Raw genomic sequence first — 15,655 nt, 5'->3', positions numbered from 1 at the left:
ATAATAGCACCTGCCGTTAGGTTGCGTCAGATCAAACGTGGTTTCAATACGTGTTTACTTGCGACGCACAGGCGGTATGTCGGTGCATGCACCCAAGGCTGCAGCGGCCGCCATTCCCACCGACTCGCCCAGCGTAGGATGCGGATGAATGGTTTTGGCAATATCCACCGAATCTGCTCCCATTTCTATGGCCAAGGCCACTTCACTGATCAGATCTCCAGCCCCGGTTCCGACGATAGAGCCACCCAGGATGCGTTTGGTTTCAGCATCAAACAACAGCTTGGTGAAGCCCTCGTCGCGGGCATTGGCAATCGCACGGCCTGAAGCCTGCCAGGGGAAGAAGCCTTTTTCGACAGCTATACCATCAGCCTTGGCTTCTTCTTCGGTAATGCCGACCCACGCAATCTCTGGATCAACATAAGCTACCGAAGGAATCACACGGGCATCAAAGAAACTTTTCTGACCGGCGATAACCTCGGCGGCCACGTGAGCTTCATGTACCGCTTTATGAGCCAACATGGGTTGACCCACAATGTCACCAATAGCGTAGATATGAGCCACATTCGTGCGCTGCTGCTTATCAACATTAATAAAGCCGCGATCAGTAATAGCAACGCCGGCTTTATCAGCATCAATTTTGTTACCGTTTGGTGAACGGCCTACAGCTTGTAGAACCAAATCATAACGCTGAGGCTCTGCCGGGGCCTTGTCACCCTCGAAGCTTACCCAAATACCGTCATCCTTAGCCTCTGCAGAAACCGTGCGGGTGTTCAGCATAATGTGATCAAATCGATGGGCGTTCATTTTATCCCATACCTTGACCGCCTCACGGTCAGCACCTTGCATGAGATTGGACTGCATTTCAACCACATCAAGACGTGTGCCCAATGCTGAGTACACGGTGCCCATTTCCAGGCCGATAATACCGCCGCCAATGATCAGCATCTTGCCGGGAATATTGGCAAGCTCTAATGCACCGGTTGAATCGACAACCCGTGGATCCTTAGGCAGAAAAGGCAACTTAACCGACTCACTGCCTGCGGCGATAATCGCAGATTTGAACTTCAGCACCTGCTCGTCATCGCCCTCGGTACGCACTGCAAGATGATGAGGGTCAAGAAAGCGTCCGACGCCATTGACCACCGTCACCTTACGCGCGCGGGCCATGCCGGCCAAGCCAGTAGTCAGCTTGCCGATGACCTTCTCTTTGTATCCACGCATGGCGTCGATATCAATTTTGGCCTCGCCGAAGCTGATGCCTTGCGTGGTCATTTCCTTAGCAGCTTCGTACACCCCCACTGTATGCAACAGCGCTTTAGAAGGAATGCAGCCAACGTTCAGGCAAACGCCACCCAACGTTGGATAACGCTCTACCAAAGCGACTTTCAGCCCCAGGTCGGCAGCTCGAAACGCCGCTGAGTATCCACCAGGGCCCGAGCCCAAAACGACCACGTCGTACTCAGCATCGACATCCCCACTGTGAGTGGACGCAGACGGGGCCTCAACCGCTTTAGCCGCTGCAGGCGCCGCAGATGTCTGGACCTCAGGAGCGGGTTCAGTTTGCTTGGCTGGCTCTGATTGCTTGGTCTGCACGGTCTCCTGCGCTTCGATACGAACAATGGGCGAACCTTCGGAAACCTTGTCACCAAGCTTAACGAGCAGTTCTTTAACGACACCTGCTTGTTCGGCTGGAATCTCCATGGAGGCTTTATCGGACTCTACAGTGATCAGGCTTTGCTCAACGTCGATAGAGTCACCGACGTTGACCAGTAGCTCGATGACCGTAACGTCGCCGGAATCACCTATATCCGGAACCTTAAGATCTACTACGCTCATGTTTGCTCCTTAAAGCACGATTCGACGATAGTCGGCCAGCAGCTCTGCCAGGAAGGCATTGAAACGGGCAGCCGCAGCCCCATCAATAACACGGTGATCGTATGACAACGATAACGGTAGCATCAAACGCGGCTCGAACTCTTTACCGTTCCAGACCGGCTGCATCGACGAACGCGAGACACCCATAATGGCCACTTCAGGGGCATTGATGATCGGGGTAAAGTCGGTGCCGCCAATACCGCCCAATGAAGAGATAGTAAAACACCCTCCCTGCATTTGCGCGGCAGATAACTTCCCGTCGCGCGCAAGGCCCGCCAGTTCGTTCATTTCCTGACCAATTTCGAGAATGCCTTTCTTGTCAGCATCGCGAATAACCGGTACGACCAGACCGTTGGGTGTGTCGGCAGCAAAGCCAATATTGAAGTATTTCTTCAGAATCAGGTTATCGCCATCCAGCGAAGCATTAAATTCCGGAAATTTCTTCAGGGCAGCGACTACTGCCTTGATCAGGAAAGCCAGCATGGTGACGCGCGTACCGGCCTTTTTACCTTCTTCATTTAGCTGCTTTCGGAACGCCTCAAGGCTAGTGATATCTGCCTGTTCGTTATTGGTGACATGGGGAATCATGACCCAGTTACGATGCAGGTTAGCGCCTGAAATTTTCTTGATACGCGAAAGCGGTTTCGCCTCGAACTCACCAAAACGGCTGAAATCGACCTTAGGCCACGCCAGTACCTCGAGCCCACCCCCACGCCACCAGTTGGGGCTGCACTTGCGGAGCCGGCACCTTTAGCCAAGGCTTCTTTAACGTACTTGCGCACGTCGTCTGGAGTGATACGCCCCTTCGCACCTGACCCACTGACCAGACTGAGGTTAACGCCCAGTTCGCGAGCAAACAGTCGCACTGAAGGAGAGGCGTGAGGTAAATTGCGTAGCGGCACGTCGGCTTCAGCAAATGCCGAGGTTGGAGATTCGCGAACAGGAGACTCCGAAGCCGCAACACCCGCTTCAGAACTCACAACAGCAGGGGCGGCTTTTTCAGTTTTGGGTGCAGCAGCCACATCGTCAGACTGCTTTTCCGGGGCTGGCGCTGCTGAGGCGCTAACCCGTAGCTCAAGAATATCAGAACCCTGACTTACCGTATCGCCGACTTTGACACTAATGGCAGTGATCACGCCCGCATGCGAAGACGGGACTTCCATAGACGCTTTTTCGGTTTCCAGTGTGATCAGGCTTTGATCAGCCTCAACGGTATCACCTACCGAGACCAGCACTTCGATAACGTCTACATCGTGCGCATCGCCAATATCGGGTACGCGTACAGTGACCGGCTCTTCAGTAGCGGCCGGCGCTGCTTTTGCTTCTTTGGCCGGAGCCTGTTCCGCCTTTTCAGTGTCGGCCTCTGCAACTTTAGCCTCTTTTGCCGCTTCGTTTTCAGCCGGCTCTTCCTGCTTGGCTGAGTCTTGTGCAGCGGCATCGATTTCCAGAATTAACGAGCCTTGCTTAACTTTATCGCCAATATTGACCTTTAGTGCTGTCACGACACCTGCATGGGAGGATGGGATTTCCATCGACGCCTTGTCGGACTCAACAGTAATCAAGCTCTGGTCTACCTCGACGGTGTCACCGACAGCAACCAGCAGCTCAATAACATCGACTTCGCCATCATCGCCAATGTCAGGAACGACAACTTCAATAATATTACTCATTTATCTGGCCCTCAAGCGTGGTGCGGATTGGCTTTGTTCGGGTTGATACCATATTTTTTAATGGCGTCCGTCACTTTGCTCATGGGCAATTTGCCTTCGTCGGCCAAAGCGCGCAAAGCGCTCAGCACCACAAAATGACGATCAACTTCGAAGTGTTCACGTAGCTTGTAACGGTAATCGGAGCGACCATAGCCGTCGGTACCCAAGACACGGTAAGTGCGATCTTTAGGAACGAAAGAACGGATCTGATCGGCAAAGGCTTTAACGTAGTCGGTAGAAGCAACAATAGGACCGCTGGTTTCCAACAGCTTCTGAGTAACATACGGCACAGGCGCTTTCTTGTCTTCAGGGTTCAGCAGCGAGTGACGCTCGCAGTCCAAACCATCGCGGCGCAGTTCGGTGAAACTGGTAACACTCCAGACATCAGAACCTACCCCCAGTCTTTTTCAAGCAATTCCTGAGCGGCAATGACTTCGCGCAAAATGGTACCTGAACCCATCAACTGTACACGCAGATCGTCTTTTCCTACAGACTTGAACTTGTACATTCCACGCAGAATACCCTCTTCATCGCCCTCTTTGAGCCCCGGCTGAGCGTAGTTTTCGTTCATCAGCGTGATGTAGTAGTAGACATCTTCCTGGTTCTCGACCATCCGACGTAAACCATCCCGGATAACGACTGCCACTTCGTGCGCGAAAGTAGGATCGTAGGACACGCAATTAGGAATTAAAGATGACTGGATATGACTATGGCCATCTTCGTGCTGCAGGCCTTCGCCGTTTAGCGTGGTACGCCCCGCTGTGCCACCCAATACAAAACCACGAGCCTGCATATCACCTGCTGCCCAAGCCAGGTCGCCAAATCGCTGGAAACCAAACATGGAGTAGTAGATGAAGAAAGGAATCATGATTTTATTGTTGCTGGAGTATGACGTCGCAGCCGCAATCCATGAACTGAATGCACCTAGCTCATTGATGCCTTCTTGCAGCAATTGGCCTTTTTTGTCTTCGCGGTAATACATCACCTGGTCTTTATCGACCGGCGTGTACTTTTGTCCTACCGGAGAATAGATACCAATTTGGCGGAATAACCCTTCCATACCAAAGGTACGGGACTCGTCGGCCAGAATAGGCACAATACGCGGACCCAGGTTTTTATCACGCAGCAACTGGTTCAATACCCGCACGAATGCCTGGGTCGTTGAAATTTCACGGCCTTCAGCGGTTGCGTCCAGCGTAGCCTTGAACACTTCCAAAGCGGGTGTGGGTAGCGTTTCGTCAGCTTTCACACGGCGCTTGGGCAAATAGCCACCCAGGGCCTGACGGCGCGCATGCAGGTATTTCATCTCGGGCGAATCTTCGGCCGGTTTGAAGTACGGTAATTCTGCCAATTTATCATCAGGAATCGGGATATTGAAGCGATCACGGAATTCGCGAATGGCCTCTACATCAAGACTCTTTTGCTGATGACTCGGGTTTTTCGCCTGTCCTACGTGCCCCATGCCATAACCCTTGATGGTTTTCGCAAGAATCACGGTAGGCTGTCCCTCGTGCTTCACCGCCGCGTCAAAAGCAGCAAACACCTTGTTGGGATCATGACCACCACGGTTCAGACGCCAAATATCCTGATCGCTCATGCGACTGACCATTTCGAGCAGCTTGGGATGTTTGCCGAAGAAATGCTCGCGCACATAGGCGCCATCATTAGCTTTATACGCCTGGTATTCGCCATCGATGGTTTCTTCCATGACTTTGCGCAAGATGCCTTCTTTGTCACGCGCCAGTAGAGGATCCCAGTAACCACCCCAAATAAGCTTGAGGACATTCCACCCTGCTCCACGGAAAGTACCTTCCAGCTCCTGGATGATTTTGCTGTTGCCACGCACTGGTCCGTCCAGCCGCTGCAAATTACAATTAACCACAAAGATTAAGTTGTCCAGACCTTCTCGAGCTGCAACACCAATGGCCCCCAGGGATTCGGGCTCGTCCATTTCACCGTCGCCCAGGAACACCCACACTTTACGGCCGGCGGTATCCTGAATGCCACGAGCGTGCAAATACTTAAGGAATCGTGCCTGATAAATACCCATCAGCGGGCCCAGGCCCATGGAGACGGTCGGGAATTGCCAGAACTCGGGCATCAGCTTGGGATGCGGATAAGACGGCAGGCCTTTACCATCGACTTCCTGACGGAAATTATCAAGCTGATCGTCGCTGATGCGGCCCTCTAGAAACGCACGTGCATACATGCCAGGAGAAGTATGACCTTGGAAATACACAAGATCACCCCCATGGTCTTCGCTTTCAGCGTGCCAGAAGTGATTCTGGCCGCAGCCAATCATGGTTGCAAGCGAGGCGAAGGAAGCAATATGTCCACCTAGGCCACCACCATCCGGCGGAGTCTCTTCGTTAGCCTTAACGACCATCGCCATTGAGTTCCAGCGAATATAAGAACGAATGCGCTCTTCAATTGCCAAATCGCCTGGATGAGCTGGCTCGAGGCCAGCGGGAATTGTATTTAAATAGGCAGTATGTGGGCTGTAAGGGATGTTTGATCCCGAACGCCGCGCTAGGTCTGTAAGGCGCTCGATCAGAAAGTGTGCCCGGTCAGGGCCTTCACGATCGAGAACCGCTTCTAGCGCCTCGAGCCATTCTTGGGTTTCAAGGGCAGCGTCGCTGTCGACATTTGCCGCATTACTGACTTGGTCAAGAGAGGACATATGGCGTCTCCAATTATTGAATATGAGTCCGCTTCGACAACGCTGTGGCTTTCTAATCTTTGCTTATCAGACGATGTCAGGGTATTCGGACCGCAAACGGTTTAGGCAGATCTTGCCCTTAACTCAACCCATTCTAGGAAATTACCGGGGTGCACTCAAGCAAAATTTCATTTTATGATAATAGTTTTTATAATGTGAAAAATCATAGTGAGCGTTAGCGCTTACAATGCTTCCAGACCTTATTGATGATGTCATGGCAAATCCTACTAAAAAGTCACTGATTCCTACAACCTTTTACGACCAGGCGCGGCAAAACCGTCGTGGACTGTATTGGCTTACTCCAGTCATCGTACTGGGCCTTTATTTGTGCGTAATGGGTGTTTTTATCTGGTTGCAACGCTTGCAAAGCGACAGCGTCATGTTTGTAACCATCGACCAAGAGACCCGTCAGCAACGCCTGATGATGGTTATTGTCGCCCTGTCCTTTGTCATTGTCTTCAGCTTGTTGGCGCTATGGCGCTATACACGTTTCAGAACACGGGCCGAGGCGGCGGTTATTGCCGAAACCAGTTTTCGCCGTGCCATGGAAAACTCGATGTCTACCGGCATGCGCGTCTTCGACATGCATGGACGCATTGCTTATGTAAACCCGGCGTTCTGTCGCATGATAGGCTGGAATGAAGCTGATCTTATTGGCCGAACCGCGCCCTTTCCCTATTGGCTGCCCGGACGACATCCTCATCATCAAGAGATCCTCGATCTTTTGATGTCCGGCCGTACCCCTGGAAGCGGCCTCGAGGTCGAGGCCCAGCGGCGCGATGGATCCCGCTTTACGGCCCGTATGTATGTGTCGCCGTTACGCGATCCAAATGGTGAGCAAATTGGCTGGATGACCTCCATGACTGATATCACCGAGCCCAAACGCATACGCGAAGCCCTGACCGCAGCGCATGAGCGCTTCATGACTGTGCTCGAAGGCCTTGACGATGCGATCTCCGTGGTGGCCGACACCCCTGAAGGTTTGGAACTATTGTTTGCGAACCGAACCTACAGGCGGTTTTTTGGTGCTCAGTCTACGGGGCATGCTGAATTATTAGGCGGGCGCATGGGACGGTTTACCGATGAGACCGTCGAAAACTTCTCGAATTCAGCGCAGCGCTGGTTCGAAGTGCATCATCGCATGTTAGCCTGGACAGACGGTCGGCGGGTTCGCCTGCAAGTCGCACGGGACATCACCGAACGACGCAAACATGAAGAGGCCTCACGCGTGCAACAGGAAAAGGTGCAGTTGACCAGCCGCTTGACCACTATGGGCGAAATGGCTTCGTCGCTAGCCCACGAGCTAAACCAGCCTCTCACTGCCATCAGCAACTACAGCATGGGTGCGGTAGCGATGGTGCGTAGCGGCAGAGCACAGCCCGAGCAGCTAATTGAGGCGCTTGAAAAAGCTGCCAGCCAGGCCGAGCGTGCCGGAAAAATCATCAGCCGTATCCGCGAATTCGTAAAGCGTAGCGAACCTCGCCGCCAGTCAGTAGGCATTCTGCAGATTATCGAGAATGCCGTAAGCTTTGCCGATATCGACGCACGCAAGCGCCAGATTGATATTCAGGTAAGCCTACCGGCCGAGCTCCCCGAAGTCATGGCAGATCCGATTCTGATTGAACAGGTATTATTGAATCTATTAAAAAATGGCGTGGAAGCCATGGAAGGAAGCGACTATCATATTTTGCATGTAAATATTACCGCTTATGAAGACATGCTAGAGGTTGCTGTTATCGATAGAGGCTACGGCCTGAAATATCCAGAACGTCTTTTCGAGCCTTTCTACAGTACCAAATCTGAAGGCTTGGGAATGGGTTTGAATATTTGTAGGACTATTATCGAGTCACACCACGGTCGCTTGTGGGCAAGCGAGAACCCCGAAGGTGGCACGATATTTCGCTTCACTTTACCGTGTGCGGCGTCACAAACGCCTCCCGCTACCAATGAACCCAAGGAGATACAAGCATGAGCAGCACCCAGACTCCCTGCACAATTTTTATCGTAGATGATGATGAAGCCGTACGCGATTCCTTGCGCTGGCTACTCGAAGCTAACGGGTACCGCGTGAAGTGCTATCCAGCGGCAGAAGAGTTCCTTAGTGCTTATGATCCTGCTCAGGTTGGCGTGTTGATTGTTGACGTGCGTATGCCAGGCATGAGCGGCCTGGAACTGCAAGAAGCCTTAATTGCACGCAAAGCCCCTATCCCAATCGTCTTTATCACTGGCCATGGTGATGTGCCTATGGCCGTCACCACCATGAAAAAAGGCGCTATTGATTTTCTTGAGAAGCCCTTCAACGAAGCCGACCTTCGTGCCATCGTGGCACGCATGATGGATCAAGCCACTGAGCGCGCCAGCCAGGCACAGGCAAAGCGCACTCACGACGAGGTACTTGCCCGCCTTACAGCCCGCGAACAGCAGGTGCTTGAGCGCATCGTTGCCGGACGCCTCAATAAGCAAATTGCAGGCGACCTTAACATCAGCATCAAAACGGTAGAGGCGCATCGCGCCAATATCATGGAAAAACTTGAAGTCACCACAGTCGCCGATCTCATGAAAATCGCGCTGACTAAAACCGGAGAAGCCTAATCATGTGTAGTACGAGCGCAAGGATCATTTCAGGTAACGCACTGGCGCAAACCGTGCGTGAAGATGTCGCCTTACGAGTTCAGGCTTTGACTCAGCGCGGCATTCGCCCTGGTTTAACCGTAGTATTGGTAGGTGATGATCCTGCCTCGCACGTGTATGTCCGAAATAAAGCGATAGCCTGCGAAAAAGCGGGGATCAAATCCGATGTTATTCGTCTTGAGGAGCAGACTTCCGAGCACGATCTGCTATCACTCATTAGCCGCCTGAATAGCGATGAAACAGTAGATGGTATTCTGGTTCAGTTACCGTTGCCGTCTCATCTCGATGAACATAAAGTCATTGAGACCATCTCTCCATCTAAAGATGTAGACGGTTTTCACATCAGCAATGCAGGCCTGCTCATGACAGGAAAACCTTTATTTCGTCCATGCACACCCTACGGAATCATGAAAATGCTCGAATCAGAGCAAATCAATTTGCGAGGAGCTGAAGCGGTCGTTGTAGGCGCGAGCAACATCGTAGGAAAACCGATGGCAATGCTGCTATTGGCGGCTGGCGCTACAGTCACCCTTTGCAACTCCAAAACCCGTGATTTGGCGGCACAGACCCGGCGAGCTGACGTGCTGGTGGCTGCCGTGGGTCGCCCCAATATGATTACTGCAGACATGATCAAGCCAGGGGCAGTCGTCATTGACGTGGGTATTAATCGTCTCGAAACCGGAAAACTGGCTGGTGACGTCGACTTTGCCGGCGCCCTTGGCGTTGCCGGCGCAATCACTCCAGTACCCGGAGGCGTTGGACCCATGACTATTGCAATGTTGCTGGTCAACACCCTTGAAGCCGCCGAACGTCGGGCAGCACAAAGCTAACACTAGAGATCAATGAGCAATCCATTACTTACACCTATAGATCAACTGGTCGCTTATGCCGATATCAAAGCCGAGCATGTAGCCCCAGCCATTGAGCAGCTATTGGATCAGGCCAAAGTAGCCGTCGATCAGATCGCACATCAGCCCCATAGCACCTGGGACTCTGTTGTAGCAGCCCTGGACGACGCAACGGAAGAGCTTTGGCGTTCGTGGACCATTGTCGGCCATTTGAACTCGGTCATCAACACACCTGAGCTTCGCGACGCGTACAATGACTGTCTGCCCAAGGTTACCGAGTTTTCCACCTGGGTTGGCTTGAATGAAGCCCTTTATCGGCACTATAAAGCACTGGTTGCGAGCCCGGAATACGAAACCTTAAAGCCAGTTCAGCAACGTGTATTGAATCTGGCTTTACGCGACTTCCGTTTAAGTGGCGTCGAGCTGCAAGGAAATGACCGCGAACGCTATGCAGAGCTTTCTGAACAACAGGCTGCAGCATCACAGCGTTTTTCCGAAAATGTACTCGATAGCATTGATAGCTGGACATTGCTGGTTGAAGACCACGGTACACTTAAAGGTATTCCTGAAGATGTGCAGAACGCCGCCCGCGATGCCGCTGAAGCCGCCGGTAAAAAAGGCTGGTTGCTGAACTTGAAAATGCCCTGCTATCTGCCGGTGATGCAATATGCAGAAAGCAGCGAACTTCGTGCCCAGCTTTATAAAGCTTACGCAACGGTTGCCTCTGATCAGGCAGATAAGCCCAAGCTCGATAACTCGGCGTCCATTGAAGAACTTTTAAGTCTAAGGGCTGAAGAAGCGCAGCTACTCGGCTTCGCTAGCTATGCTCATATGCGCCTTGAAACCCGTATGGCTGACAGCCCCGAGCAGGTTCTGGCTTTTTTGCGCACCTTGGCCTCCAAAGCGATCAGCTTCGCCCAGGCCGATTTAACGCAATTACGTGAATTCGCTCAGAAGCAACTGGGCATAGCCGATCTTCAGCCCTGGGACATGGCTTTTGCTGCCGAACGATTGCGTCAAGAGCGTTACGCCTATTCTGAAGACGAGGTTAAACAATACTTTACTGAACCACAGGTATTGAACGGCTTGTTTCATGTCGTTAATCGGCTGTTCAATGTCAGCTTTGAAGCTACAACAGCATCGGTCTGGCACCCCAGCGTTACTGCCTACGACGTGAAAGACCCAACCGGAAAAACCCTGGGTCATCTATACATTGATCTCTATGCGCGTACCGGCAAGCAAGGCGGTGCCTGGGTTAACGGTGAGCGCAGCCGTCGACTCAGCGCCGATGGCTTAATTTTGCCCGTGGTTTACCTGGTCTGCAACTTCAGTGCGCCCCAGGCCGATAACCCTGCGCTGCTTACGCACGACGATGTCATTACGCTTTTCCACGAAAGCGGACACGCCTTGCACGCCTTGCTCTCCACCGTCGACGAGCCCAGTGCGTCTGCGTTCTCTGCTGTAGAGTGGGATGCCATTGAACTCCCCTCCCAGTTCATGGAAAACTTCTGCTGGGAATGGCCTGTAGTACAGCAGCTGTCCAGCCATGTCGTTAGCGCTGAACCGCTGCCGTATGCGCTTTACGAAAAGCTGCTTGCTGCGAAGAATTTCCAGAGTGGCATGCAAATGGTCAGACAGCTTGAGTTTTCACTGTTCGATATGCTGATTCATGACCAGCCTCAAGGCCTGAACATCTCCGAGGTGCTTAAAATATTAGATACGGTACGTAAAGAAGTCGCCGTCATCACTCCGCCCGAATGGCACCGCTTCCCACATGCCTTTTCGCATTTATTTGCTGGTGGCTACGGAGCTGGTTATTACAGCTACAAATGGGCAGAAGTCCTCTCATCCGATGCCTATGAAGCCTTCGAAGAAGACGCCCTTACGTCGGATGACGGCACCAGAGACACACTGGTAAGTGCCACTGGAAAGCGTTTTCTGGACGAGGTTCTCGCCATCGGTGGCGAGCGACCCGCCGCAGAGTCGTTTTTAGCATTCCGTGGTCGCGAGCCTTCCATCGACGCGTTATTGCGTCATAGCGGCATGCACATTCGTTAAAGGAAATTGCCATGCAGGAACAATGCAGCGTATGGATCAAACGTGTAATAGCAGGCGGGCTGCTTGCCTCATCTGCCATGTTCTCTGCACTGGCGCTGGCTGAATCCAGCTTACATCCAGTTCGTGGTTTCTTACCTGACTTGCGCTTTGAACTGACTACAGCCGAGAATGCAACGGTTACCCAGGACGACTTCTCAGGCAAGATCGTTCTGATGTTCTTTGGTTATGCAAGCTGTCCGGACATTTGCCCCACCACCATGGCGCAGCTATCGGAGGTCGTAAACCAGCTTGGCGATGACGGAGATAAGGTAAGGGTTCTATTTGTCAGCGTGGATCCTCACCGCGACACCCCTGAAATTTTACAGAGTTACGTCGATGCTTTTGACACCAACGCTATTGGCCTGACCGGTACCGAACGCAATATCGCGAATCTGGCACGCCGCTATCGGGTTGCTTATCAAATTGAAAAACCAAAAACCGATAACATCGAACATTACGATGTCGCACACAGTCGCGGTATATATATCTTTGATGACAAAGGCAAGGCCCAGATACTGGCCTCAGACTCTGAATCGGTTGAACGACTGGCTGAGGCAGTACGCGAGCTGCTGTAAGCCTAGGCTTAGTCTTTTTTACGCGCTCCTCGTAGCGCTGTTCGCAACCCTTCCTCGGTTACAGGATGATAGAATGGCATCGCCAGCATTTGGCTGATAGTCAGCTTCTGCTGCAGGCACCAGGCCAGTAAATGTGCCGTGTGCTCTGCTGCAGGCCCCGCCATTTCAGCGCCTAAAAACTGCTCTGTCCGCGCATCAGCATACACACGAAGCATGCCAGTGTTTTTAAGCATCACTCGTGCCCGACCCTGATTAACATAGCTGACTTCGCCAATCAGCACATCGCCGGGCAACTGCTTAAACCTCGTACCTACGCTCATTATTTGCGGATCGCTAAATACGATACCCATAGGCGCACGACGTTCATGGGCAATAGCTGGCTCGGGCCAGCGGACTGCATTTTCACCCGCAAAACGGCCGTCATCAGCCGCCTCATGCAAAACGGGGCTTAGGCCGTTAACATCACCGGCGAAAAATAGGGCTGAAGAGGAAGAATCTGTTTTAATTTGCAGTGTTGCAGGATCAAATTCAGGCATGCCCTTTTCATCCAATGCTGCAGAGGTGCGCTCTAAAGAAAGCGCAGATAAATTAGCCTGGCGTCCGGTGGCACACAGCACGAGATCTGCCTGCAGCGCGAATTCGCTATCACCGTTCTTAAGCTGTAGCTCTACACCTTTAGTCAGGCGAGTAGCGGTCTGTACTGTGGTCGAAGACATCATCGTAAACTCAGGCTCGAAAGCCTCGCGGGCAGCCTTCCTGACGGCTGGATCCTGCATACCTGCCAGATTTTCGCTTCGGTTAATGACGGTGACCTCTACACCCAGTCTGGCCAACGCCTGGCCCAGCTCTATCCCGACTACCCCGGAACCCAATATAGCGATGCTCCGTGGCAGGTCATCCCAGTAAAAGACATCATCATTGACGATTGCTCTATCACCCAGCGCCGTTAATTCGCCCGGAATGACAGGCGATGAACCGGTAGCAATCACAAATGCCTTGGCCCGAACCCGCGTATGGCCACCCACACCAAGATGCTCTCCGTCGATGAAACTGGCTGTACCCCGCAAACGGTATTTTTCATCAATCGCTTCCACATCATCAAGTACAAAGCTTACAAAGCGATCACGTTCGCGCTTAACACGCTGCATTACTTCAGCCCCGTCAATTCGTACTTTGCCATCGATGTGGACCCCGAACGCGCTTGCCGATGCGACTGCATGTGCTGCATCGGCAGCAGCAATCAATAGTTTCGATGGCATGCACCCTACCCGGGCGCAAGTTGTACCATAAGGTCCGTCTTCAATAAGTAATGCGGTTTTTCCAGCCCTGACTACTGAACGATAGGCTGTCATTCCTGCTGTTCCTGCACCGATAATCGCTACATCGACCTGTACGTCTTTCATAATACCCCTCGTAATGCGAAACTGTCACCAGCATGATTTAAGGCTGAAGGTCTATTCTGAACAGTGCCGCTACACCCACTGCGGCGAATAGCCCGCCGCCTGAATCGTCATCATCACGGACTGGGCATCGTCAACGGCCTCGACGGTAAGCCAGTGAGTCGCCGGATCGGCGCTGACCACGGCTTGTGGGGCTACTGAATGGATCGCTTCGGTTATGGTTTTTACACAATGACCACATGTCATGTCCGGAATAATAAATTCATACTTCATGTGATACCTTTTCTCTGCAGACTAAAAAAGCGATGCGCTTTTGCCCCACTGTACGGAACATTCCCGTGGCGGTGGGCAACGGAGACAGCCGCCTGGACTGCCCTATTCTTGGCAGCCCGAGTGAAGAGAGTAGAAAGCTTTACAGATCGGAGCCAGGCTTCCACTCGGATACAAACTCTTCAAATGACGGACGCTCTTTTGTGGGGACTCGTTCTGGCAACGTTCCCAGCGCGACAAAGCCCATAAAACGATAATCAAGCTCGTCAAAACCCAGCTCTTCAGGCACGGTATGTGAGTACGTACCCAAACCAGTACTCCAGTAGGCTCCATAGCCAAGTGCATGAGCTGCATTAAGAATATTCATCACCCCTGCCCCGGTGGCCAGCAAACGCTCGGACTCGGGAATTTTTTCATCGCTGTGATCGATTTGGCATGCAACCGCCACCAGTAGCGGTACGTTTTTTAACCACATGCGCACCGAGGCGGCTTTTTGATCGGTAAGCGGCTTACCATCGGCTTCAGCCGTGCGGATAGCCAGTTCGCCCAAAGCTTGTACCGATTCATCACGAATCAGTTTAAAACGCCACGGACGCAAGCGGCCATGATCAGGAGCCACCATGGCCGCTTGCAGAATCTGCTCAAGATCAGCCTGCTTTGGGGCAGGGCCTTTGACGAATTTAACCGAGTTACGGCTAAGTAAGGTAGAAACTACGGACATATAAATCCTTAACAATAAAACGTGAACACTCGTCTAAGCGAGTGTGAGCTCTGCCCATTTTAATAATAGAACGCTAAACGTACTGTTTAGTCGCAGTGACGATAAGGGCTTTCATGTCGCGTACTGCTTTTTCCCATCCGTCAAAGACCGCCTGTGCGACGATAGCGTGTCCGATGTTCAACTCAGCGATGCCAGGTACAGATGCCACGGCTTGCACATTGCCATAATGCAGACCGTGTCCTGCGTTCACTCGCATGCCTAATGAAACACCGGCAGCAGCGCCCGCTGTGATGCGCGCTAATTTGGCTTCGGCGTCCTCAGGAGTCTGTGCATCAGCATAGCAACCCGTATGCAACTCGATGACTGTAGCACCGACTTTATGGGCCGCTTCAATTTGGGCAGGATCAGCATCAATAAAAAGCGAGACTCGTATCCCTGCATTGGCCAGTTGCGATACAGCCCGTTTTACCTCATCAAAATGCCCGAGTACATCCAGGCCGCCTTCAGTGGTTAGCTCGTGACGGCTTTCAGGCACGAGACACACATCTTGTGGCTTAACCTGACAAGCGATATCCAGCATTTCATGGGTAATAGCACATTCCAGATTCATGCGTGTACGCAGGAGCGGCCGCATGGCGAAGACATCGGCGTCCTGAATATGACGTCGGTCTTCGCGTAAGTGCAAAGTAATCAGATCGGCACCCGCTTCCTCTGCGCGCTGCGCAGCAACCAGCGGGTCGGGATAGACTGTCAGCCTTTGCTGACGTAATGTGGCGACGTGGTCAATATTAACGCCTAGTTCAATCATTC

General features: G+C 52.4%; 10 protein-coding genes and 2 pseudogenes. 5 read left to right on the top strand and 7 right to left on the bottom strand.

Annotated elements, in window-relative coordinates:
* Nucleotides 1-54: 54 nt before the first annotated feature.
* The 3 genes and pseudogenes from lpdA to aceE all read right to left on the bottom strand — a co-directional run bounded on the left by lpdA (nt 55) and on the right by aceE (nt 6,264).
* Nucleotides 55-1,836, bottom strand: a complete 1,782-nt coding sequence (lpdA, locus tag L1889_RS05770; RefSeq protein ID WP_238664325.1) for a dihydrolipoyl dehydrogenase — start codon at nt 1,834-1,836, stop codon at nt 55-57.
* 9 nt (nt 1,837-1,845) lie between these two features.
* A pseudogene (aceF, locus tag L1889_RS05765) lies at nt 1,846-3,545 on the bottom strand (dihydrolipoyllysine-residue acetyltransferase).
* An 11-nt stretch (nt 3,546-3,556) separates the two neighbouring features.
* Nucleotides 3,557-6,264, bottom strand: a pseudogene (gene aceE / locus L1889_RS05760) (pyruvate dehydrogenase (acetyl-transferring), homodimeric type).
* Between the two features lie 253 nt (nt 6,265-6,517).
* On the opposite strand from aceE, the gene L1889_RS05755 reads away from it, so the two are divergent.
* The 5 genes from L1889_RS05755 to L1889_RS05735 are packed head-to-tail and all read left to right on the top strand — an operon-like array spanning nt 6,518 to nt 12,454.
* Nucleotides 6,518-8,275, top strand: a complete 1,758-nt coding sequence (locus L1889_RS05755; protein WP_238665868.1) for a PAS domain-containing sensor histidine kinase — start codon at nt 6,518-6,520, stop codon at nt 8,273-8,275.
* A complete protein-coding gene (locus L1889_RS05750; protein WP_238664324.1) occupies nt 8,272-8,895 on the top strand; it encodes a response regulator transcription factor in 624 nt (207 codons plus the stop codon). The genes L1889_RS05755 and L1889_RS05750 overlap by 4 nt, the downstream gene beginning before the upstream one ends.
* A 2-nt stretch (nt 8,896-8,897) precedes the next feature.
* The gene (gene folD, locus L1889_RS05745; RefSeq protein WP_238664323.1) at nt 8,898-9,764 is read left to right on the top strand and encodes a bifunctional methylenetetrahydrofolate dehydrogenase/methenyltetrahydrofolate cyclohydrolase FolD; all 867 of its coding nucleotides are present in this window, start codon (nt 8,898-8,900) and stop codon (nt 9,762-9,764) included.
* Between the two features lie 12 nt (nt 9,765-9,776).
* Nucleotides 9,777-11,840, top strand: a complete 2,064-nt coding sequence (locus tag L1889_RS05740; RefSeq protein WP_238664322.1) for a M3 family metallopeptidase — start codon at nt 9,777-9,779, stop codon at nt 11,838-11,840.
* An 11-nt stretch (nt 11,841-11,851) separates the two neighbouring features.
* Nucleotides 11,852-12,454, top strand: a complete 603-nt coding sequence (locus L1889_RS05735) for an SCO family protein (RefSeq protein ID WP_372871231.1) — start codon at nt 11,852-11,854, stop codon at nt 12,452-12,454.
* A gap of 8 nt (nt 12,455-12,462) precedes the next feature.
* Here L1889_RS05735 and L1889_RS05730 read toward each other — a convergent pair whose 3' ends face one another.
* From L1889_RS05730 to pdxJ, 4 genes are all read right to left on the bottom strand, one after another.
* Nucleotides 12,463-13,857 carry a dihydrolipoyl dehydrogenase gene (locus L1889_RS05730; protein ID WP_238664321.1) on the bottom strand — a complete coding sequence of 465 codons (1,395 nt, stop codon included), beginning with the start codon at nt 13,855-13,857 and terminating at the stop codon, nt 12,463-12,465.
* Nucleotides 13,858-13,926: 69 nt separating this feature from the next.
* On the bottom strand, nt 13,927-14,127 hold the full coding sequence (locus L1889_RS05725) for a heavy-metal-associated domain-containing protein (RefSeq protein ID WP_238664320.1): 201 nt from the start codon (nt 14,125-14,127) through the stop codon (nt 13,927-13,929).
* Nucleotides 14,128-14,266: 139 nt separating this feature from the next.
* Complete coding sequence (locus L1889_RS05720) at nt 14,267-14,851, bottom strand: nitroreductase family protein (RefSeq protein WP_238665866.1); 585 nt, start codon at nt 14,849-14,851, stop codon at nt 14,267-14,269.
* 67 nt (nt 14,852-14,918) lie between these two features.
* Nucleotides 14,919-15,653, bottom strand: coding sequence for a pyridoxine 5'-phosphate synthase (gene pdxJ, locus L1889_RS05715; RefSeq protein WP_238664319.1), 735 nt, complete (start codon nt 15,651-15,653; stop codon nt 14,919-14,921).
* Nucleotides 15,654-15,655 lie beyond the last annotated feature (2 nt).

The organism is Paenalcaligenes niemegkensis, assembly GCF_022230885.1.
Lineage (GTDB): Bacteria > Pseudomonadota > Gammaproteobacteria > Burkholderiales > Burkholderiaceae_B > Paenalcaligenes > Paenalcaligenes niemegkensis.
Note: the sequence above shows the minus strand (reverse complement) of the source record. Positions and strands in the feature narration are given on the sequence as shown.